The organism is Methanobrevibacter millerae, from assembly GCF_900103415.1.
Taxonomy (GTDB): Archaea; Methanobacteriota; Methanobacteria; order Methanobacteriales; family Methanobacteriaceae; genus Methanocatella; species Methanocatella millerae.
Genome location: NZ_FMXB01000004.1, coordinates 133,521 through 155,337 on the forward strand (window position 1 = coordinate 133,521; position 21,817 = coordinate 155,337).

At 39.6% G+C, this 21,817-nt stretch carries 27 protein-coding genes; 6 read left to right on the forward strand and 21 right to left on the reverse strand.

Annotated elements, in window-relative coordinates; genetic code table 11:
* Positions 1–61: 61 nt before the first annotated feature.
* The 3 genes from F3G70_RS03435 to F3G70_RS03445 are packed head-to-tail and all read right to left on the reverse strand — an operon-like array spanning position 62 to position 3,310.
* A complete protein-coding gene (locus F3G70_RS03435) occupies positions 62–1,453 on the reverse strand; it encodes an MFS transporter (RefSeq protein WP_149731324.1) in 1,392 nt (463 codons plus the stop codon).
* 28 nt (positions 1,454–1,481) lie between these two features.
* On the reverse strand, positions 1,482–2,861 hold the full coding sequence (locus tag F3G70_RS03440) for an MFS transporter (RefSeq protein ID WP_149731325.1): 1,380 nt from the start codon (positions 2,859–2,861) through the stop codon (positions 1,482–1,484).
* Positions 2,862–2,863: 2 nt separating this feature from the next.
* Positions 2,864–3,310, reverse strand: a complete 447-nt coding sequence (locus tag F3G70_RS03445; RefSeq protein WP_223165995.1) for a MarR family winged helix-turn-helix transcriptional regulator — start codon at positions 3,308–3,310, stop codon at positions 2,864–2,866.
* Between the two features lie 173 nt (positions 3,311–3,483).
* Between F3G70_RS03445 and F3G70_RS03450 the strand changes: the two genes are divergently transcribed.
* Entirely contained in the window at positions 3,484–4,332 is an 849-nt protein-coding gene (locus F3G70_RS03450; RefSeq protein ID WP_149731326.1) for a hypothetical protein, read from the forward strand.
* A 216-nt stretch (positions 4,333–4,548) separates the two neighbouring features.
* Here F3G70_RS03450 and F3G70_RS03455 read toward each other — a convergent pair whose 3' ends face one another.
* The 11 genes from F3G70_RS03455 to F3G70_RS03505 form a co-directional block, all read right to left on the reverse strand.
* Positions 4,549–5,070 carry a nitroreductase family protein gene (locus F3G70_RS03455; RefSeq protein ID WP_149731327.1) on the reverse strand — a complete coding sequence of 174 codons (522 nt, stop codon included), beginning with the start codon at positions 5,068–5,070 and terminating at the stop codon, positions 4,549–4,551.
* Complete coding sequence (gene dtd, locus F3G70_RS03460) at positions 5,071–5,520, reverse strand: D-aminoacyl-tRNA deacylase (RefSeq protein ID WP_149731328.1); 450 nt, start codon at positions 5,518–5,520, stop codon at positions 5,071–5,073.
* 39 nt (positions 5,521–5,559) lie between these two features.
* Positions 5,560–6,561, reverse strand: coding sequence for a GGGtGRT protein (locus tag F3G70_RS03465; protein WP_149731329.1), 1,002 nt, complete (start codon positions 6,559–6,561; stop codon positions 5,560–5,562).
* A gap of 13 nt (positions 6,562–6,574) precedes the next feature.
* Positions 6,575–7,267: an iron-sulfur cluster assembly scaffold protein gene (locus F3G70_RS03470; RefSeq protein ID WP_149731330.1), complete on the reverse strand. Its 693-nt coding sequence runs from the start codon at positions 7,265–7,267 to the stop codon at positions 6,575–6,577.
* Between the two features lie 1,047 nt (positions 7,268–8,314).
* Complete coding sequence (locus F3G70_RS03475) at positions 8,315–8,506, reverse strand: zinc ribbon domain-containing protein (RefSeq protein ID WP_149731331.1); 192 nt, start codon at positions 8,504–8,506, stop codon at positions 8,315–8,317.
* Positions 8,503–8,940, reverse strand: a complete 438-nt coding sequence (locus F3G70_RS03480; RefSeq protein WP_188118061.1) for an NUDIX hydrolase — start codon at positions 8,938–8,940, stop codon at positions 8,503–8,505. The genes F3G70_RS03475 and F3G70_RS03480 overlap by 4 nt, the downstream gene beginning before the upstream one ends.
* A gap of 15 nt (positions 8,941–8,955) precedes the next feature.
* Positions 8,956–9,216 (reverse strand): hypothetical protein, encoded by a 261-nt coding sequence (locus F3G70_RS03485; RefSeq protein ID WP_149731333.1) that lies wholly within the window; start codon positions 9,214–9,216, stop codon positions 8,956–8,958.
* Positions 9,217–9,234: 18 nt separating this feature from the next.
* The gene (locus F3G70_RS03490; RefSeq protein WP_149731334.1) at positions 9,235–10,182 is read right to left on the reverse strand and encodes a transcription initiation factor IIB; all 948 of its coding nucleotides are present in this window, start codon (positions 10,180–10,182) and stop codon (positions 9,235–9,237) included.
* 157 nt (positions 10,183–10,339) lie between these two features.
* Positions 10,340–10,579, reverse strand: a complete 240-nt coding sequence (locus F3G70_RS03495; RefSeq protein WP_149731335.1) for a 4Fe-4S dicluster domain-containing protein — start codon at positions 10,577–10,579, stop codon at positions 10,340–10,342.
* A 33-nt stretch (positions 10,580–10,612) separates the two neighbouring features.
* Positions 10,613–11,320 carry a hypothetical protein gene (locus F3G70_RS03500; RefSeq protein ID WP_149731336.1) on the reverse strand — a complete coding sequence of 236 codons (708 nt, stop codon included), beginning with the start codon at positions 11,318–11,320 and terminating at the stop codon, positions 10,613–10,615.
* A gap of 32 nt (positions 11,321–11,352) precedes the next feature.
* Complete coding sequence (locus F3G70_RS03505) at positions 11,353–11,883, reverse strand: LOG family protein (protein WP_149731337.1); 531 nt, start codon at positions 11,881–11,883, stop codon at positions 11,353–11,355.
* A 69-nt stretch (positions 11,884–11,952) separates the two neighbouring features.
* Between F3G70_RS03505 and F3G70_RS03510 the strand changes: the two genes are divergently transcribed.
* Positions 11,953–12,636, forward strand: a complete 684-nt coding sequence (locus F3G70_RS03510) for an archaetidylserine synthase (protein WP_223165996.1) — start codon at positions 11,953–11,955, stop codon at positions 12,634–12,636.
* A complete protein-coding gene (locus tag F3G70_RS03515) occupies positions 12,633–13,334 on the forward strand; it encodes an alpha/beta hydrolase (RefSeq protein ID WP_149731339.1) in 702 nt (233 codons plus the stop codon). The genes F3G70_RS03510 and F3G70_RS03515 overlap by 4 nt, the downstream gene beginning before the upstream one ends.
* On the opposite strand, the gene F3G70_RS03520 is transcribed toward F3G70_RS03515, so the two are convergent.
* On the reverse strand, positions 13,323–13,931 hold the full coding sequence (locus F3G70_RS03520; RefSeq protein ID WP_149731340.1) for a hypothetical protein: 609 nt from the start codon (positions 13,929–13,931) through the stop codon (positions 13,323–13,325). The genes F3G70_RS03515 and F3G70_RS03520 overlap by 12 nt on opposite strands.
* Positions 13,928–14,425: a hypothetical protein gene (locus F3G70_RS03525; RefSeq protein WP_149731341.1), complete on the reverse strand. Its 498-nt coding sequence runs from the start codon at positions 14,423–14,425 to the stop codon at positions 13,928–13,930. The genes F3G70_RS03520 and F3G70_RS03525 overlap by 4 nt, the downstream gene beginning before the upstream one ends.
* A gap of 68 nt (positions 14,426–14,493) precedes the next feature.
* Here F3G70_RS03525 and F3G70_RS03530 point away from each other — a divergent pair, with 68 nt between their 5' ends.
* A complete protein-coding gene (locus F3G70_RS03530) occupies positions 14,494–15,114 on the forward strand; it encodes a stage II sporulation protein M (protein WP_149731342.1) in 621 nt (206 codons plus the stop codon).
* Positions 15,115–15,159: 45 nt separating this feature from the next.
* Here the strand turns inward: F3G70_RS03530 and F3G70_RS03535 are convergent, their stop codons facing one another.
* The 4 genes from F3G70_RS03535 to F3G70_RS03550 all read right to left on the reverse strand — a co-directional run bounded on the left by F3G70_RS03535 (position 15,160) and on the right by F3G70_RS03550 (position 19,141).
* Complete coding sequence (locus tag F3G70_RS03535; protein WP_149731343.1) at positions 15,160–15,936, reverse strand: MIP/aquaporin family protein; 777 nt, start codon at positions 15,934–15,936, stop codon at positions 15,160–15,162.
* A 12-nt stretch (positions 15,937–15,948) separates the two neighbouring features.
* Complete coding sequence (locus F3G70_RS03540) at positions 15,949–17,448, reverse strand: DUF2193 domain-containing protein (protein WP_149731344.1); 1,500 nt, start codon at positions 17,446–17,448, stop codon at positions 15,949–15,951.
* Between the two features lie 174 nt (positions 17,449–17,622).
* Positions 17,623–18,573: a malate dehydrogenase gene (locus F3G70_RS03545; protein ID WP_149731345.1), complete on the reverse strand. Its 951-nt coding sequence runs from the start codon at positions 18,571–18,573 to the stop codon at positions 17,623–17,625.
* A gap of 37 nt (positions 18,574–18,610) precedes the next feature.
* On the reverse strand, positions 18,611–19,141 hold the full coding sequence (locus F3G70_RS03550) for a hypothetical protein (protein ID WP_394349321.1): 531 nt from the start codon (positions 19,139–19,141) through the stop codon (positions 18,611–18,613).
* A 171-nt stretch (positions 19,142–19,312) separates the two neighbouring features.
* Between F3G70_RS03550 and F3G70_RS03555 the strand changes: the two genes are divergently transcribed.
* Complete coding sequence (locus tag F3G70_RS03555) at positions 19,313–20,233, forward strand: manganese-dependent inorganic pyrophosphatase (protein ID WP_149731347.1); 921 nt, start codon at positions 19,313–19,315, stop codon at positions 20,231–20,233.
* 31 nt (positions 20,234–20,264) lie between these two features.
* Here the strand turns inward: F3G70_RS03555 and F3G70_RS03560 are convergent, their stop codons facing one another.
* On the reverse strand, positions 20,265–20,999 hold the full coding sequence (locus tag F3G70_RS03560) for a hypothetical protein (RefSeq protein WP_149731348.1): 735 nt from the start codon (positions 20,997–20,999) through the stop codon (positions 20,265–20,267).
* A gap of 122 nt (positions 21,000–21,121) precedes the next feature.
* On the opposite strand from F3G70_RS03560, the gene F3G70_RS03565 reads away from it, so the two are divergent.
* Positions 21,122–21,817: a hypothetical protein gene (locus tag F3G70_RS03565; protein ID WP_149731349.1), complete on the forward strand. Its 696-nt coding sequence runs from the start codon at positions 21,122–21,124 to the stop codon at positions 21,815–21,817.

Here is a 21,817-nt window from a genome sequence, read left to right on the forward strand (position 1 = left end):
TAATATAGTTTAGAAAATAAAAAAAGAAATAATTAATGGATATTATGAAATACCCATTTTATCAGTTTGGCCTTCCCGTGTTGAACTCGTCCTTGGATTTGATTCCGACCAGGGAAGCGAATATTGACAGTATGCAGGCGCACATTGATATGGTGCAGATTGTCTGTGAAGCCTGAACGATTAAATCGGCGTACTGGGTTGATAAAGGCAGGCTGCCCATTACCAGAGCGAATATTAATGTCAAAAGTCCGAGGCTCATTGTCTGGCCGATTGTCCTCATGGTTGCCTGTGAAGCTGAAGCCGTAGGGGCGTCCTTCGGCGGAACGGAACTCATGATTGCGTTCATGTTCGGACTTGAGAAAAGCCCCATTCCGATACCCTGCAAAATCATTGCCAAAACGACCAGATACAAAGGCATGTCCTTGTCAAGGAAGGTCAATATTAAAAGTGCAACGGTAGCTATTGCCATGCCCGCTGCAGCCAGCTTCTGCGGATGGATTCTGTCTGAAAGCTTTCCTGTGTTCGGAGCAAGAATCGCCATGATGATAGGCGTTACAATCAGTATCATTCCCGCCATCTGGGCGTTCCAGCCTCTCACGTACTGGAAGTGATAATTGAGGATTGTCGTAACCACCATAATTGCCAGATAGCTGCACAGTGCCGCAATGTTTGAAGAAGTGAATTTCGTGTTTTTAAAGAGCTTCATGTTGAATACCGGCGAGGTCTGCCTGAGCTCCCATGCGGCAAAGACTACAAGAAGGACAATGCCTGAAAGGGTCAGTATCCATCCCATCGGGTTTATGAGGTTTGTGAATCCGTAGATGAAGAGCAGTATTCCTATGGAATAAATGACTGAACCGATCTTATCGATGGAGTCATGCTCATAGGTTTTCCAGTCCTGAGGTATCTTTACAATCATTATGATGATACACAGTACAAGGAACGGTATTACAACTGCAAATATTGATCTCCAGCCGAAATTGTAAACCAGAAATCCGCAGATAACCGGAGAAAGGGAAGTTGCAAGATAAACGCCCGTTACGGTAAAGCCCAAGGCCTTTCCCCTGCTTTGAGGCTTGACTGCAGATACTACCATGGCCATTGCGGCAACGTTAACGAAAGCCACGCTGGCGCCCTGAATTATCCTGAAAAGCATGAATGATTCTGTTGAAAAGGACAGTGCCGCACCTACAGAACCGATTAAAAAGACTACCACTCCGATAAGCAGGGATTTCTTAACCCCGAACTTGCCTGAAATCTGCCCGGCAGGAACCGTGAATACGGCCATTACCAGGAAAAATATTGTTGGAATCCAGTTTTGAATAACGTTGTTCATGGCAAAGTCGTTAGCTATTGCCGGGACTCCAATGATAATACCATTTGACAGGAACACTCCAAAAAATGAAGTCAGAAATGATATTAAAATCACATAAGTTTCATATTCTATTTTCAATTATTTCACCCTCTTTTTTTATAATAAATTATGTATTAAACTGATCTTTTGATTTGATTCCGACCAATGACGCGAAAACCGCTATTATACAGATTGCCGTACAGATAATGCAGACTATCTGTGAGCTTTGAACGATTAAACCCGCATATTCGCCTGATAATTTTAGGCTTCCCATAATCCATGCGAATACCAGTGTCAAAAGGCCCAGGCTCATTGTCTGGCCGATTGTCCTCATGGCTGACTGTGCCGCAGAGGCGTTCGGAGTCTCGTTTGGAGGAACGGAACTCATTATTGCGTTCGTATTCGGACTGGTGAAAAGTCCCATGCCTATTCCCTGCAGAACCATGGCTATCACTATAAGGTAAAGCGGAGTGTTCGCATCGAGAAATACCAGTATCACAAGCGTTACTGTAGCTATGCTCATTCCTACGGCCGCCAGTTTCTGCGGATGGATTTTATCTGACAGCCTGCCTGATACAGGAGCCATAAACGCCATAATGATAGGCGTTACAATCAGTATCAATCCTGCCATCTGGGCGTTCCAGCCTCTTACGTACTGGAAATGATAATTCAGGATGGTTGTAATCGCCGCTACCGCAAGATAACTGCATAAAGCCGCAACATTTGATGAAGTGAACTTCATATTCCTGAAAAGCCCCATATTGAATGCCGGAGTGTCCACTCTGGTTTCATAATATGCAAAAACGATTAAAAGCATGAATCCGATTACCGTGCACATTATTCCCGTAGTGTTCATTAGGCTTGTAAATCCGTAAATGAACAATAATATGCCTATGCCGTATATGAGATAGCCGATTGAGTCGATTTTGTCGTTTTCATAGGTTTTCCAGTCCCCGGGGATTTTTAAAATCATGAGCGCTATACAAAGGACGAAAAACGGAACTACAAAGTAAAACATTGCCCTCCAGCCGAAATTATAAACCAGAAATCCACAGATTACCGGAGACAAGGAACCTGCCAGGTAAACTCCGGTTACAGTAAAGCCCAAAGCCTGTCCTCTTTTTTCAGGTCGGATTGCCTGGACTACCATTGCCATGGATGCAACATTTGAAAAGGCTCCACCTATTCCCTGAATAACCCTGAAAAATAAGAAGGATTCTGTTGAAAAGGACAGGCATGCGCCTATTGAAGCCAGAAGAAAAACCACAACACCGGCTATAAGTGATTTCTTTACGCCGAACTTGCCTGAAATCTGTCCTGCCGGAAGCGTGAAAACTGCTACAACGAGAAGTGCAATGGTAATAATCCAATTCTGAACCACATTGTTCATTCCAAACTCGCTTGCAATGGACGGAACCCCTATGACTATTCCCGCAGCCAGAAAGACTGCAAAAAATGACGTTAAAAATGATACGAGAACAACAGACATTTCAGAATCGAATTTCATAGCTAGTCACCCGCCACTTTCATGCCTTTAACGGCAATTTCCTTTAATCTTTCAACGAATTCCTCATCGTCATCCGTCAGGCCCACTTCTCTCTCCCACTCTCTGGAAATTTTCCTGAATTGGGGGATTAGCTTATTGGCCTTATCAGTGGTGTTCAGCATGTACTTGCGTCTGTTTTTGGGATTGATTTCCCTTTTTATGTATCCGTCATCTTCAAATTTCTTGAGGATTTTGGCTATGTTTCCCTTGCTTTGGCAGAACATATTGACCAGATCCTCCTGTGAACAGTCCGGATTGTCATAAACGAACATCAGATATCGTACGTTATGGCCGAAATCATAACCCCTGATTTTGGATTTCATGTATTTTTGCTGATTAAGAGAAATATTATGTATCCAAGCTATAACAGGAGAATTTTCCTTTATCGCCTGAAAATATTCATCACTCATAATTTTCACCAATTGATTATTTGAATTTTGATTCATATAAATGTTTCTTTTGAAACTGTTTATTATGAAACACATATATAAAGGATGTAAAAAATCACACAGTCGCACTTCAAAAATTTTTAAGTGAAATGTCAGACAAACATAATATTGAAAAATAATATGAGGTTGATAAAATGAATAAATTTAACAGAAAAATTTTTCATAATCAAGATATCAAGTATAAAATCTGTTTAATCAACCATGTGCAATACATTTTCGATTTGGAAGGAATCGAAGAAAAGGTAGTCCATATAATTCCGACAGAATTCATTGACAAAGACCACTCCAACAAAAGATTGGATTTTGCAGTGGAATGCGAAAACGGAAACATTTATGATATTGAATGTGAAACCTCCTCAGTAAATGATAAAACAGCAGATAAAACATGGGATTATGCTAAAAACCTCCACTGCAGATACGATAACAAAATCTACAGCCTAATTATCGCATTGGCTGAGAAAAATGACATTCCAATAAAGAAAATCGGTACAACAACACATAAGCCTCTCTTATTGGAAATGAAAAAATATGACGGAGACGAATATTTAAATATCATTAAAAAGAAATTCGATAGTAACGATGAATTAACCGCCCATGACTGTGCAATTATCGAAACCCTACCTGATATGAGAAATTCTAAACAAGCAGACATTATTGTTGAAGAATTATGTCACATCATCAAATATGGAGAAATCAGCATTGACAATAGAACGAAATTACAAGCCACCATGGAGTTAAACATTGACTACTATGTCAATAATCGTGAAAAAAAAGATGAACTAATGGAGATGATTGATGTGGAAACTTCTCAAGACTCAGAATACTTCAAATGGCAAGAAACATACGGAAATCATATGAAAAAAATCGGAAAAAAAATCGAAAAAAAAGAAATTATAACTAAACTCTTAAGAACCATGAGTCCCGAAGAAATCGGGAAAAAATTAGACATGGATTCATCAGAGGTTGAGAAAATAGCAAGATAATTGCTATTTTCTTCAAACTATAACATAAATTGATAAATATGAAAAATCAAGACTCATAATACTTCAAATGGCAAGAAGAGTATGGAAATTACATGAAAAAAATAGGAGAAAAAATAATTTTAAAAAAAATCTTAAAAACCATGAGCCCCGAAGAAATCGCAGAAAAAACCGACATATCTCTATCAGAAATCAAAAAAATTACTGAATATTAACAAATTACACCAAAAAGTGCACTTTACTTTTATCCATATCATCTAAAGTATGGGCTTCAACTTCACCATCAGGAATTCCCAAAGCCAAAATGCCGACAATACGGAAATAATCATCAATTTTAACAATGTCACGAACCAGTTTCTCTGAATCCTCGCCATCAGCAGATTTTCGCATGTGAATCTGAATCCAGCAGCTTCCAACGCCGATATCGGTTGCCATCAAATGCATGAAAGACAATGCGATTGATGAGTCTTCAATCCATGTGTCAGCCTGCAATGTATTGGCTATAACGACGATTGCCTTATTTGCGCCAGCTAAAAACTGTGAACCGTGAGCTTTTACTTCAGACAATTCCTTTAATGTATCCTTATTGGAAACAACGAGAAAATTGCACGGTTTTCTGTTCATGCTTGTTGGAGCCAATAGACCAGCTTCCAGAATCTTATTGAGCTGCTCTTTTGTAACGTCGTCATCAGTGTAATTGCGAACACTTCTTCTTTTTAATAAAACCTCTTCAAAATCCATTTAATCATCCTCGCTAAAGTCCTTTTCCAAAAGTATTGTAACCGGACCGTCATTTAACAGGTCTACCTTCATATAAGCACCGAATTCTCCAGTTTCAACTTCAATGTCTTCACCGCATTTTCGAACGAAATAGTCAAACAGCTGCGTTGCATCATCGGGATTCAATGCCTTGTGAAATGAAGGACGGTTTTTCTTGGTTCTTCCGTATAACGTGAACTGAGGAACCAATAATAATTTTCCACCGATATCTTTCACTGATCTGTTCATGCGTCCGTTTTCATCAGGGAAAATTCTAAGCTTCACCAGTTTCTTTGAAAGGTAATCGACCTCTTTAGTTGTATCATTTAATCCAAAACCTACCAGAACCATTAATCCACGGCCGATTTCACCGACAATCTCGTCATCGACTTCCACGCTTGCACGGGTGACTCTTTGAATAACAAGCTTCATTAAATATGCTCCAAAAAAAGAAATAATGGGATGGAATCCCTATTTGTTCATTGCCTTTTCGACTGCGACCGCTACGGCTACGCTTGCGCCGACCATAGGGTTGTTTCCCATACCGATGAGTCCCATCATTTCCACGTGGGCAGGAACTGATGATGAACCTGCAAACTGCGCATCGGAGTGCATTCTTCCCATCGTATCGGTCATTCCGTATGATGCAGGTCCGGCTGCCATGTTGTCAGGGTGCAGGGTTCTTCCGGTACCTCCGCCTGAAGCGACTGAGAAGTATTTCTTGCCCTGTTCGATGCATTCCTTCTTATAGGTTGCGGCTACAGGATGCTGGAATCGGGTCGGATTGGTTGAATTACCGGTAATTGACACGTCAACGCCTTCAAGATGCATTATTGCCACACCTTCGCGAACGTCATCCGCTCCGTAGCATCTTACCTTTGCCCTTTCGCCTGAGGAATATGCCTTTTCACGAACAACCTTGACTTCGCCCGTGAAATAGTCGAATTCGGTTTGAACGTATGTAAAACCGTTGATTCTTGAAATGATTAATGCAGCGTCCTTTCCAAGACCGTTTAGAATTACCCTTAAAGGCTCTTGTCTTACCTGATTTGCTGAGTTTGCAATTCCGATAGCTCCTTCGGCTGCGGCAAAACTTTCATGTCCTGCAAGGAATGCAAAGCAGCTGCTTTCATCGCTTAAAAGCATTGATGCAAGGTTACCGTGGCCCAATCCCACTTTTCTGTCATCGGCTACGCTTCCCGGAATGCAGAATGACTGCAAGCCTTCACCGATTGCTGAGGCCGCATCAGAAGCCTTAACGCAACCCTTTTTAACTGCAATTGCGGCTCCGACGGTATATGCCCAGCATGCGTTTTCAAAGCAAATCGGCTGAACGCCCTTAACGATTTCATATGGGTCGAAACCTTTATCAAGACAAATCTGTCTGGCCTCTTCCAAATCCTTAATGCCGTATTTGTTAAGTACAGGAAGTATCTGATCTATTCTTCTTTCATAACTTTCAAATAAACTCATATTTCCACCCGCATCATTCCTTCCTAGGGTCTATCGTTTTAACCGCATCGTCGAATCTGCCGTACTGGCCGGTAGCGTTTTCAATTGCTTCCAGCGGATCGGTGCCTTCCTTGATGCTGTCAAGCATTACTCCCAGATTGATATATTTATATCCGATTATTTCATCATCCTCATCAAGGGCTATTTCTGTGATGTATCCTTCAGTAAGCTCCAGATACCTTGGCCCTTTTTTGTTTGTTGAATAGATGGTTCCCACCTGGCTTCTGTGGCCTTTTCCCAAATCCTCAAGGCCAGCTCCGATAGGAAGGCCTCCTTCTGAGAACGCTGACTGGGTTCTGCCGTAGACAATCTGCAGGAAAAGCTCGCGCATGGCAGTGTTTATTGCGTCACAGACCAGGTCGGTGTTCAATGCTTCAAGAATGGTTTTTCCAATCAAGATTTCACCGGCCATTGCTGCTGAGTGAGTCATTCCAGAGCATCCCAGAGTTTCAACCAATGCTTCTTCAATAATGCCGTCTTTAACATTTAAAGTCAATTTGCAGCATCCTTGTTGCGGTGCGCACCATCCGATACCGTGAGTCAAACCTGAAATGTCTGAGATTTCCTTTGATTTAACCCACTTTCCTTCTTCAGGTATTGGTGCAGGGCCGTGATCGGCTCCCTTTGCAACAGGACACATTCTTTCTACTTCATTTGAATATATCATTTTCAATCCCCGTTAAATAATCTTAATGAATTAATGTTTGTTTTTTTAATATTATATTTTTATTGTTGAACATGATGGTTTCAGGTTTTGAAAAATTGAAATCTAAAAAAAGCATAAGCAAAATCAATGCCCTAATGTGGAATTACCAGAAAAATAACTACACAAAATTCCCAGAGGCACTGACTTTTTATCACCATTGAAAATTTAGTGAATTTGAAATTCACAAAGAATTTAAAAAAATTCTTAAATAATATTGAGTAGTTCATCTTATTTAAACATTATTTAATTGCGCAAAAAAAACCAACAAAACATTTAAATTTAAAAACAAAACATATCATGAACAAAAAAAGAATAATAACATACAAAATCAATGCCATAATGTGGAATTACCAAAAAAATAACCCCACAAAATTCCCAGAGGCACTGAATTTTTATCACATGGTAAATTTAGTGAATTTGAAATTCACATAGAATTTAAAAAAATTCTTAAATAATATTGTATAACTCCTCCTATTTAAACATTATTTAATTGTGCGGAAAATTGACAAAATCCATTTCAAAATGTAAAAATACTCCTCCTTTAAAAATAGAGCACAATACTGGGAAATATTATGCTGAACATCCATCATTAACTTCATCATCAAATAACCACACAATATGGAGGTGAAGTGCAATCACAATGCTATCCTAATAGCTTAAACGCCATCATGGATAGCATAACTAAAAACCGGTAAAAATAGCGGCCTTCAATTGCTAACGTTATATTTAGCTTAAAAAGCACAAACTCACCCCCATTAACCATGTAATCATATTAGCAAAGATATCAAGTTCTATGTCGCAAGTATGATAAAAACCATAATATTGCAATATAATCATCCTTAACACTCTCCAATATCGGAGGCGTATTTTCACTTTAATATTTAAAATAAGAAGTATATAAACTTTAATTAGTGAATAAGGAAATAAAATTGCTCTATGACATAAGTATTGTCCTTAGAAACTAAAATTGTTCTGAGCGATGAAAATTATAATGAAAAAGAAGTAAAGTTAAAAGTAGAATTCGTCTCGTCTTTTAATCGGAGCGCCGCAGAATCTGCACACATCATCATAATCATCGATTTCAAAGCGTTCGTGGCATACTGGACATTCGTATTCCTCATCATCGCTGATATAGGCTCCGCAGCTTGGACAAATCGGGTCTCCCTCATCAATCCATTCTCCGCAGCTTGGACAAATCATAGCTCACCTCCCAAAATTGTATCATCAAATGAATTCATTGCCGCTCGTGAAAGCATTTCCTTATCAATCAATTCTTTTAATTCCTCTTTTGTAAACCATCTGTATTCGTCGTGTTCCTGGCTGATTTTGACCTCATCGGTTGTGGAAGTGACTTTCATGATTAGCTGGATTGACTTGATGCTTTCATTGGTCTTGCATGCCGTGTAATTGTTTTGTATGACGTTATACAGAGATTCTATATCGATTTCAAGGCCTGTCTCTTCCATGAATTCCCTTTTTAAAGCCTGGTCAAAGAATTCGCCTTTTTTTACTTTTCCTCCGGGAATTTCCCACTTTTCAGCGTCATGGCTTGATTTTGACCTTACCTTTAAAAGCAGGATTTTGCCGTCGTATTCACAGATTCCCCTTGCCGTTAATCCCCACATATTGCTCATTTTCATCACCGTTCATTATTTTCTGAAATTTTCGTCCCAGGATGGATCCCAGTCAGTATTATCCAGTGAATCGTCCCTGTCAGCATATTCTCCCTGATGCAGCCATTTGTCATCCCATGAATCGTCCCAGTCAAGATTTTCATCAAACTCATAGGCTTTATTTGAATAGTCTCTTTTGGGAGCGTCTTTGGAAGTTGTAGAGCTGCAGAACGCTACAATAATCACAAAAATAATTATTGCGATAATCATGCTGACGGGGTCACTGGCGGAATACATCTTAAATCACACAATTATTTATATTGTCACTCCAAGATTTAAGTTTTGGCAAAGCTCCTTGTAGCGGTTTCTTAAAGTGACTTCGGTAACGCCGGCCACTTCTGCAACGTCTCTTTGGCTTTTTCTCTCACCCAAAAGCTGTGAGGCAATGTATAATGCGGCTGCGGCAACGCCGTTTGGTCCCTTTCCGATTGTAAGGCCTTCGCTTTGTGACTTTTCAATTATCTCAATTGCCTTTACCTGGGATTTTTCTGAAAGCTTCAATTCACAGGCAAACCTTGGAATGTATGATTTCGGAGATATCGGAGACAGTTTGATTTTGAGCTTTCTTACCAGGAAGCGGTGAACCCTTCCGAGCTCCTTTTTAGTGACGTTCAATGCATTTGCAACTTCACCCAGGGTTCTTGGAAGATCGCACAGTCTGCAGGAGATGTAAATTGATGCTGCTACAACTCCCTGAATCGTTCTTCCACGGATGAGATTGTTGTCAAGTGCCTTTCTGTATACGAGAGAAGCGGATTCACGGATGTTTCTTGACAGGCCGAGATTTGAGCATTTCCTGTCGAGTTCGGTTAACGCAAATGCCAGGTTGCGTTCCCTTGCACCTGAAACCCTGATTTTTTTCTGCCATTTTCTCATGCGGTACCATTGAGGCAGATTTTTGGAAGATATATTATTGTTTTTCCAGTCTATCGTTGTCGGAAGACCGTAATCGTGAATCGTATTGGTTGTTGGTGCTCCCACACGTGTTCTTCTGTTTCTCTGCTCGTGGTCGAAGGCTCTCCATTCAGGACCAAAGTCCATAACGTTTTCGTCTATAATCAGACCGCAATGTTTACAGATGACTTCTCCTCTTGACTGATTGTAGTCAAAATCCGTTGAATTACAATCAGGACATGAATTTTGAATTTCCGTTTCAATATTTTCCTTTCTAGGTCTTTTTTTAAGAGTCTTTTGATTTTTCATTTCTAAACCCCCAAAATATCAAAATTTAAATAAAATCCATATAAACACTTTTGCACTAATTTAATAATAGGTTATTCACAATCTATAAACAAAGGTATTACGGTGACAAATTCAGTTAAAATTAATTGCAAAAATAAGTAAAAATAAGTAAAATCTATTAATTGACCACTATGCAGTCATTAGGACATATCGCTTCACATACCCTGCAGTGCTTGCATGCAAATGGGTTTCTTGCAACTGTGTCCTCGCCGTTTTTGGTCAATACGTTATTCGGGCATGCCATCACACACTTTTCACACTCAGAGCCCTCACAGTCTGAAGTGTTGATATCGATGTGTGATTCGACAGCCTCTTCTTTCTTGTCCTTTTTTCTTTTGAAAAGTGAACCCAATCCCATGTTAATTACTCTATCGGTTATCGTTAATAAATATTAATATCCCTGCGATTCGAGATATTCATCCAGATAATCATAATCGCCATAATCATAGTAATCGTAATACCAGTCGGGATCGCTGTAAGCTACCCTTGATGGAGAGGTGTCTACGCCGCCGTATCTTGGTGATGAGTAGCCGCCATAGGAATAATCATGATAATTCACTTTGCTTTTGCTCAGATTTAGGATATCGTAGAGCAAATCGTTTAAATCGTAATTATTCCCGTTATTGTCAAGGATTATTCCGTATACGTATTGGTTTTCGGGATTGTACTGCAGGTAATAGACTGCAAACATTCCCTTTTGATTATGAATATTTCCATAGAGATGAGCTTCACTTGCCAAATCATCAACTTCCAAAGAAGTGTCCTTTAGCGGCTCTTTCCACACGATTGCGTAGCAGCGCTTTCCCGAAGTATCGACAAAGCTTACGTTTCGGGCATTTTTCCATTCAATCATTCCCTCAGATGAGTTGACTTCACCGTTTTCAATGCTTTTGCTGTCATAGACCAATGCCTTATCGATTTTAGCTATCAGATATCCGTCTTCACCGATATCCAATGTTACGTTATCATGATAGGAGGCGAAGCTTGGCGGAGAGGTCAAAAATGATATTACGCCAGCTACAAAGCCGATAATTATTATTATGATAAAAATGAGTGCTAAAAAAATAACTGCCCTTTTGATTGACTGGAAATCTGTCATAAATATATTTTGTGTTTAAGTTGTTAATATATCTATTGGAGAAATTCCATAACCTCATCAATGGTGTCTGCAACCTCGAAAATGTCCAGGGCGCCTTCACGGATAAATCCTTCGTCGTGCATGCTTTCAAGCATTGAAATCATGGCGTCATAGAAATGATTTATGTTGAAAAGTATTATCATTTTTGAGTGCCTGTGAAGATACTTCAATGTTAGCACCTCGAAAAACTCATCGAAAGTGCCGAATCCTCCGGGGACTATTATAAAGGCGTCGGATTTTTCCAGAAAGAGGTTCTTTCTCTCATCCATTGACTCAGTTTTAATGTATTCAGAGGAATTTTTAAATTCGTCATCGAACTCGTTAATCCACTCGGGAGCGATGCTTAATACATTTCCTCCGTTTTCGAATACTCCTCTTGCAACGGCACCCATCATGCCATCGTTTCCTCCTCCAAAAACCAGCGAATGACTGTTTAAGGCCAGTTTACGTCCCAAATCATAGCCGACTTTCGTGAATTCTTCAGGTGTCTTTTTGCTTCCGGATCCGTACAAACATATTTTCATAGTTAATGTCTTGTCGGAACTTCTAAAAATACTATACTATTTTAATTAATACTAACAAATATTAATATAATGGATACTAGAATACAAAGCTTTATTGCAATTTCAGATGTTGTCTCGCTGTTGAATCTGACATCAGGATTTCTCTCAATAGCAATGTCTGTAAGGCAGGATTTCTTTTGGGCAGCAATTCTAATGATATTTGCCTTGCTTTTTGATTCCGTTGACGGATGGGTTGCAAGAAAAGCCAGCAGAATTGACGAATACGGATTCGGAAAAAACATTGACTCCTTATCAGATGCCGTATCATTCGGCGCTGCGCCTGCGACATTTCTATACTCCTATACCGCAGCCAATTTCCCATATCTTGAAATCGTGACATTAATCGTTTCACTCATTATCGTAATCTGCGGAGTATTGAGACTTACAAGGTATAACGTGATATCAGATAAGGTAAATGGATTTGTCGGCTTTCCGATTCCGGGAATTGCCATAATAATTGCAACGTTTTTCTTAAGCGGACTTTTTAACATTTATTTGGCTCTGTTAATAGCTGTTCTCGTATCATTTGCAATGATTTGCAACGTAAGCTATGACAAGTTCAACAACATTTACGTTATAGGATTCAATGCAGTATGTTTAATATTAGTTGTTTTGCAGATTCCGTTGACGATTTATTCCGTCAATATTCCTGCATTGATTGTGTTTTTAACGTCCATGGCTTATTTACTGATTAATCTGGTTCCGATAAGATGAAAAAGCGATATATCATATTAATACTTGTTTTAATAGGGATTTTATCATATGGAATCTATTACGTTAATGACTATTACCACTCAGAAATCGCCGATTTGGGCGGTTCTGCTAACGTCACGGTTGAGAAAACCTCAAAAGGCCTTTTCGTTGACGGTCCGGGAAATGAAACCGCACTTATTTTTTATCCGGGAGCCAAAATCGAATACACAGCATATCTGAATTTAATGAGAAACATATCCTCTGAGGGCGTTGACTGCTATCTTGTTGAAATGCCTTTTAATCTGGCGTTTTTAGGTAAAGACAGTGCTGATGATATTATCAAATCCACAAATTACACGCATTATGTTATGGCAGGCCATTCCCTTGGCGGCGCTATGGCTTCAGGCTATGCGTCAGGTCATAACGTGAGCGGACTGGTTCTTCTTTCCGCTTATCCTTCAGACAATATTTCCATTCCGGTTCTGTCGCTTTACGGCTCAAACGACAAGATTTTGAACATGGACACCTACAATAAAAATAAAGCATGCATTAAGGGAATCCTTGAGGAACATGTCATTGAAGGTGCAAACCATGCCCAGTTTGCAAACTACGGAAAGCATACAGGCGATGGCGAGTCTTCAATCAATTCAACGGCTCAGCAGGTACAGACTGCCCATTATATAATTGATTTCATTAACAGAAACGTTTTAAACGTTTAAGATGGTGAGGAGATCCTTAATCATTAACAGCAATCTTGCTAAAACGAAAGCAAAACCTAAAATTACGATTACCCAGAAAAGAGATGCCAAAAGGGGCTGACTGTACATCATAAGGAATGGATAGGGTCCCGTGACTACCTTTGCAATGTTTAGAGAGATTATAATTACTGCGTAAATTAGCGTGAAAATCATTGCGTAAAGATTGTTTTTAAGGGTGTTTTCAAGTTCGTTTCCCTCAAAGAAAAGGAATGAAATCAGAGCTATCAGTGGACAGAGAATGTGGAAATAGAGGTTCGGCCCTTCAAGAAAGAGGAAATTGAAATCAAAGTCAAGCATCGGATATAGTATAAAAATTACTACCAGAAATGTAATAAGTAGCGCCAATGTTGATGAATACTTCAAGACATCGACCGCATTTGGAATCCTTTTTTTAAGCGTTAAAAATAGAATGGCAGATATCAATGCAAAGAGATTGGCATCAACCGTATAATATGTCAAATCAAGGCCTATCAAATCGATTGTGATGGCCAGGGCTATTATTTCTAAAACAATCAGAAGCATATTTAAAACGATTGCGACATTATCTTTCGCTATCAATACCATTCCCCGTCGAAAGTCTTTGGATCGTCGTAAATGTCTTCATAGTAATAGTTGTCATAGATATAGTCATCCATTCTTACGCTGTCGCCATAATTGTGGCTGTCATAATAGTCATAAATGGAGTTTCCCCCTCTTCCGGCCGTTACCGTGATTGCCTTTGTCAATGAAGACGGGTTATACTGACTGTTTCCCTTAAACGATACTGAGATGACGTAATCCCCGTTGTTCGTTCCAAGATAAAAGATGTTCTGTCCGGTCTTGTTCAGGGTTTTTGTAGGCAATTTCCTTACGGATCCGTTGGGCTTTTTAATCTCGATATTGAACTTTACCTTCGGCACGGGATTGTTATTTGAATCCTTGAGAGTCACTACTGCCGAATAGCCTGAAGAGTCCTTTTCTATTTCGAAATGAGTATCCTCCTTGGCTGATACCGCCGAGATTGCCATTAGAAATGCAAGGCCGACAATTAATATCAAAAATATTTTACGCATGTTATTATATTGTACATAACACTATTTAAACTTTAACTTTAATAAGTGAAAAAACCAAATATCAATTAATGAATATTAAAAATGAAATTAAGGAAGCGTTGATTGAAAACAAAAGGATATTTGAATTATTGATTCTGCTCTTTGTTTTTGGAATGCTTCTCGGATGGATAATGGCCGATGATATCGCATCCGTTTTAATGCCTGTCCTAAAGGAAGCTCTTCTTGAAGGAAACGAAACCTCAATCGATGCATTTCAGATAATAAGCCATAACATCACAACAGCCATAACCGTATTGCTTTTATCAGTGTTTTTTGCAATCTTTGCAATAATATCAATAACCGTCAACGGCTTTGTTATAGGATTCATGGGCGGCTATACCGTCAAATCGATTAACGGCCTGGCCTTCTTTTTAATACTTATTGTTCCTCACGGAATATTTGAAGTGCCTGCATTATTCTTAAGCACCGCAAGCGGAATACTTCTATTTTTGTTCATATTCAGAGTATTGAAGGACAAATACAATAAATATTCGTTTAAGGAAGCCTATGAACGCAACAAAAAGACACTGAAACATATGGTAGTGTTATTTTTAGTGTCTATCGTTCTTTTCCTAATCGCCGGTTTGATTGAAGGCTTTGTAACTCCCCATCTTGGAAACATGCTCAGTCTGCATATCAGTGGCCAATAACTATTTTAAAAATTAAAAAAAGAATAAATAAGTATTTAAAAATACCTATTCATCAAAAAACGGTTGCGGTAGTGCGCAGGCGTCATTTCCTTTAGCTATGTAGTTATATACCAAAGCCGCAAGTATACCGCCTAGAATCGGGCCGATCAAATAAATCGGATAGAATGCCCAGAGATTTGCTCCGCCAAGCACAACGTCCATTAAATATGGTCCGAATGTACGTGCAGGGTTGATTGAAGCTCCGGTAAATGCGCCCAATACGACAATTACTGCAGCTACAGTCATACCTATTGAAAGACCTGCAAAGCCTGGTTCGGCCTTCTTATCGACTGCAACACCCATAACCACCAATACAAGGAAGAAGGTTCCTAAAAACTCGGCAAACATCGCCTGCCAATAGCTGACTCCCAATCCGGGAGCGGTTGCACCTAATGCTCCGATGGTTACGGCACCGCTTCCAAGACATAAAAACAGTGCTAAACTGCCTAAACATGCTCCGATTACCTGAGCGACAATATAATAAATACTGTCAACAAGGGAAATGTTTTTGCTTACAAGCAGTCCGACCGTTACTGCAGGATTCAAGTGAGCGCCAGATATCTTACCGAATAAATAGATACAGGCCATTACCGTCAAACCGAAGGCTAAAGCAATAGCTATCCAGTCGCCAAGACCGCCTAAAATACCGATTCCGGCGTTTGCAGAGTCAATGCTGTCTGAAATCAAAAGTGTCACAACTGCTGAGCCTGTACCGAAAAACACAAGGAAAAATGTTCCGAGCAGTTCGGCTAGAAATTTCTTTTCAATGTTACATGAAGCCATTTTTCTCACTACCTAAACGGCTTCTCTCCATTGACAGTATTCGTGTTTTGAATCGACTAATGTGGCTGATGCACAGTTTTTACATCCTCTTGCAGGTGATCCAGGAGATTCCTTGTTAAGCGCAATGATATTGGTCATCATCGTTGCCGTAATAGGTTCTGAAGTCAAAAGACATGGATAGTCTGCAAGCCTCATGAGTGAGGAGAACCTGACGGTTATTGCACATGCAGGATAGGTGTATCTTTGAGGGTTCATGATTACCTCGTTTTCAGCTATCGGGCTTAAGTCAACAGGATAACCATTGATTTTTGGCACTAAAGGAATGTCTTCGCTGCTTCTGGCCTTTCTGGCATCACTGATTGCGCCGAATCCTCTGAAAATCATGTCCATGAAGTCGCAGTTGTGCAGTTCGGCTGCGGCTCCACGGGTAGGATACTGCTGCACGTAGTTGTGGAAGCGTTTATTCAGCAAATCAACAACCATAGGTGCGTTGAACCCATCCAGTTCAAGAATGTATTCTGTTGCGCATGCTGAAGCTCCCGTTGCAAGTCTCAATACGTTGAAAGGAGCCTGATAATTGTCAATGTTTGACCTTAAAGTTGCATCAATCACTTCGGTCGTTGCCTTAATGATATTCAATGTTACATCATCCTTTACCATGTTGTAGCTTGCCTGGCCGATGTGGTGGCCGATATCTCCAACGCAGTATGCAGGAACGGTTACGATATTACCATAGTGGACTCCATCGTCAATGGCTGCCTTAACGGTTGCCGCCATTTCCTTTTTATAGCCGTTCATGTATTTTCTCACGTCAAATGAGGAATGGCTTGCATCATCCATTAATGTTCCCTGAGCTTCAATAGGTTCGCGGTAAACCATCTGAAGCGTTTCAATCTCTTTTTGTGTCGCTTCAGCGGCAGTTAAACCGTCTTCGATTGCGTTTGCAAATGCGTCCCCGACACCGTATGAAGTGTTCATACCCCAGGACTTTGCAGATAAAATGGCCTGCTTGTGCATTACAGGAATGTCTAAAGGAGTTAAAATCTGGTTTACAACGTTTGTTGTGCTTCCAGGCATTAATGCAAAGTCAACTACACAGGTCGGTCCGTAGAATCCGCCGTATCTTCTGATTGATTCCTTTGAAATCAGGGCTTCATTATCAGCAATCGCATCGATGAACTTCTCGACGCTTGCTGCAAATTCAGCGTCCTCTTCACATAGAACTTCCAGTACAGGCGGCGTCTGGTAATGTTCAATGAACGGGTCGTCTTCCGGACGGATGGTTTCGGTAACGGAAGTCAGTACCTTGTAATGGCTTTCAACAGACTTCTTGTGCAGGTTTATTACACTTTCAGCCTGACTGTCCAGTGCTTTCATATTGGCTACTGCATCAGCGTAAGGCTTGGCGTCAGTAACCTTAAAGTCGTTATATCTGTTTTCAGATATTACTTCAACGTCTGCTCTTTGAGCAGCCATTGATTCGTTTATCATCTTTTCATATAATTCTTTCATATTTTCACCTAAATATCTAAAAGAATTCGACTACTCTCAATTGTCAAGAAACTAACAATTTTTTTACCCTTAGATAATAACAAGTATTACCTTATGTAATAATTTAAGAATCTAAAATATAAAAGTATTGAAAAAACAGTAAAATATTGCCGAAAATCGGTTTCGGCAAAAAGATTAATTATCGAATGATTTTTTAACTTCCTCGGTAACTTCCCTTACGCTTTCGGCGGCTTCCTTAAATCTCATTTTCTCATAATCGTTCATATGAATCGGTACAATCATTGCAATTCCTTTTTTAGATAAAACAACAGGAACACCCAATGACACACCTGAAACGTCTTCAATCTGGCCGTCCAGATAGGTGCTGACAGTCAATACCTTATGGCTGTCTGTGATGATTGTTGAAATCAGGTTTGAAATCGCAAAGGCAGGGCCGTACTCGGTTGCTCCCTTTTTGGAAATGATTGTGTTTCCGGCATTTCTTAGCCTTTTGATAAGTCTTGGAACGTCCATATCAACGGATTTAAGGAAGTACTTCAACGGAATACCACCTATGGTCGTTGAACTTAATAATGGAACCATATGCTCCCCGTGCTCGCCGATAACCCTCGTGTGGACCTCGGAACTGTTGACGTTAATCTGTCTTGAGAAATATGCCTTAAGCCTTAATGAATCCAAGTGGTTTCCGATTCCGATTACCCTTGATTTTTTAAAGCCGGATGCCTCAAGGGCAATCGTTGTCATCACGTCAACGGGATTTGTAGCGATTAATATGATTGAATCGGGAGCGTACTCCGCAATCTTTTCAGCATAATTTCTTACGATTTGAGCGTTTGGAACGGCCAAATCCATTCTGCTCATTCCCTCCTGCCTTGGAGTTCCCGCAGTAATCAGCACGATATCGGAACCCACTATATCATTATAATCGGATGAAGGGGAAAGCCTGCAGTCAATATCTTCTGCCGCAAGGGCATCATACATGTCATATGATTCGCCTTTGGCTTTGTCTATGCTTTCAGGTCGTGAAAACAATACTATTTCATCAACGGTGTCTGCTCTTGCCAATGTAAATGCAACGTTTTTTCCTATAACACCGGTTGCTCCTAAAATACTTACCTTTACCATAATAGTTAATATTGCACTTCATGATAAATGTAATTTTCTAAAAAATGGCGGCAACCAAATTTCCGAATGGGATGCTTATATACTCTTCCAGAAAACCGGCAAATATCATGACAGCCAAACCTAAAATGAAAATGGCTACTGACTGATATAAGTGCTTTTTGTTGATTTTCCAGGAATTCAAGAAGCGTCCGTCAGCTAAATTATAAGAAGGCGAGAACAGGTTTTTAATGAATCTCACAACAAAGGAAAACAAAATAAATCCGGCAAAGCTGTTTAAAATCGTTGATAAGTCCTCAAAAAATCCATGAAGGCAGGTCAGCTTCAAAAACAGGAACGGATCGCCGCATGCAATTTCGGTTGCCCTTGATATGACTCCGGACATTCCCATGTTAATTGCCATGTCATATACAGGCCCGAATCCGAAAAATATCGCCTCAAAATAGCTTGAAATATTAATCAAGCAGTTATTGACAATGATATACATCATGTCACCGAATGAAAAGAAGGTTTCCTGAGCCAGGTATTCATAATATGTCAGCTCCTGAGGCGTGAATATCCAGTCCGCCAAAAAATAGCCCCCAACCCAACATGATATGCCTATCAATAACGTTAATAAAAACAGGAATTGATGATCGGCGAAAGCGCCCTCAACATATTTAAAATAACTTTCAAAAAAGGACATCATTTATTAATTTATAAAAACATAATATAAATATATTAAAAATTATGTGTGATATTTATGGATAAAACTTATATTTTTGGACATAAGAGTCCGGATACGGATACTGTTACCTCAAGTCTGGTAATGTGTGAACTTGAGCATAAGCTTGGAAACGAAAACGCCGTCGCATGCAGATTAGGAAGCCTCAACAAGGAAACCGAATACGTTTTAAACTATTTGGACATTGAAGCTCCGGAACTGATTGAAAGTCTGGAAGAGGGAAGCGACGTTATCCTCGTTGACCACAACAGCCCTTCCGAATCCATCGACAACCTTGAAAACATGAACATCAAAAAGGTTGTTGACCACCACAAGATTGCATTGGAAACTTCATATCCTTTATTTTACAGGGCTGAAGCCGTAGGATGTACCGAAACAATTTTATTTAAGTTATTCAATGAAAACAACGTTGAAATCGAAGCTAAAATCGCCCAGTTAATGTTATCAGCAATCATCTCAGACACTTTGCTTTTAAAGTCTCCGACAACGACCGAAGACGATAAGATTGCAGTTGAAAAACTTGCCGAAATCGCCGGAATCGACTATGAAGAATACGGACTTGAAATGCTTAAGGCCGGAACCGATTTGTCAAGCTTTACGATTGATGAAATCCTCGCTCTCGATGCAAAACAGATTGACTTTAAGGACGTTAAATCAATAGTCAATCAGGTAAATACCGCAAGCATCCCTGACGTTCTGGAAATGAAGGATGATCTGGAAGCTGGAATTGAAAAAATAATCGAAAAAGAGAATCTGGATTTATTCATGTTATTAATTACTGACATAGTTAACAGCAATTCACAGGTCATTGTATTGGGAAAAGATGCGGCATTAGTTGAAAAGGCTTACGGAGTTGAGCTTAAGGACAACACCGCACTTTTAGAAGGCGTCGTTTCACGTAAAAAACAGGTCGTTCCTATAATGACCGAAAACGCATAGGTTTTAAATAAACCTACACCTTTCTTTTTTTTTAAAACAGCTTATCGAAAACCTGATCTGGCGTCTTATAGAATTCAAGATGATTCATCAATGCCGGCGGAGCACCCAGGGTCGCCACAGCGTTTTTCATAGGCAGGTGAATCTTTTCAGCACCGTCCTCCATTGCAACCCTAATCATTTCAGGCAAATTCATGAAAACTTCATCATCGAGTATAGCTATACATGAATCGATTGATGCATCTTTATCAAGGCTTTCAAATGCAACAAGCAACGGTAATTTAAACTGATATGTTACGGCTTCACCCGTTAAATTATCGAGCGTTATTTCATAATTTATGTCATCAAAATTCCTGGTGATTTCTTCCGTGATTTCGGAAGGTGAAACCTTAAGCTCATCTGAGCTTTTAACGGACAATCTGTAAATTCCGACCTCATCATCAGGTGAATTGGCAACGAAGAGAACTTCACCGGGATTCAGGGATTTCTCAAAGTATACCGTGTCGTTTTTTTCAAAAAGCAGATTTTCAGGTACTGGATCTTCTTCATCCTTTTGATTAAAAACCAGTCCTTCAGTGGATACCTGACCCGTTTCGTCAAATACAAGGCCGTTTCCCAAATCCATGCTTATTTTTTCTGAAGATTCCTCCTCACCATTCATTTGCTTCAATAGGGAGATAATCTCATCATTCTGCCTGATCAGCTTTTCATTCTGACTTACAATCCTTTCATTCAGGTCGATTAATTTATTCAAATTACCTTCAATCATGAAATCACCAAAATTTACTTAAAAAATATCTTTATAATTAATTCAATAAGTTATTTTCTTTTTTCAATTCAAAACATATAATAATCACTTAAATTATATTAAAAAATAATGGAGTGATTATTTTGACAAGAAAGATAAAAATCATTATAATAATAGCTGTTATTCTGGTAGGAGCTTCATTATTTTTATACACAAACTTCAGCGGGAACTCCTCCACCAATAGCGGACACTGGGAAAATGATGTAGGTACCGTCAACAAGACAGTTTACGGAAACGCCAATGCAAAAACGGAAATGGTTCTGATTGCAGGAATTCATCCAAGAGAACCCTTATCAATCGAACCTGAAATAAAGGCTGCAGAAGAGTTTGCAAAAAACAATGACGTTAAGTTTACGGTTTATCACGTTAACGTAACCAAAGACGCAACCGATTATGATAAAAGCCGTGAAAACGGTGAAGGCCTGGTTCATGATTTTGTAATGCCTGACGTTATAAACAATACCCATGCGGATTCCATCATAATCAGCCATTCACACATTGAAGGATACGGTCAAGGATTCTACCTGGCTACACCTGCAATGGACAACGCATCAGTTGCAATTGCACAAAAGATTGCTAACGAAAGCAGTTTCAACTACTTCCCAAGAAACACAAGCCAGCCGGTTCAGGCAACATCAGCAAAGCTCGTTTCAATACCATTGGCTGAAGCGGGAAATCCTACTTTCGTTTATGAAATACCTGAAAACATCACCGATCAGGATTCAACCGACAAGGCCCTTGAGCTTTTCGGACTGATGTTTAATATCGTTAAAAAGTAA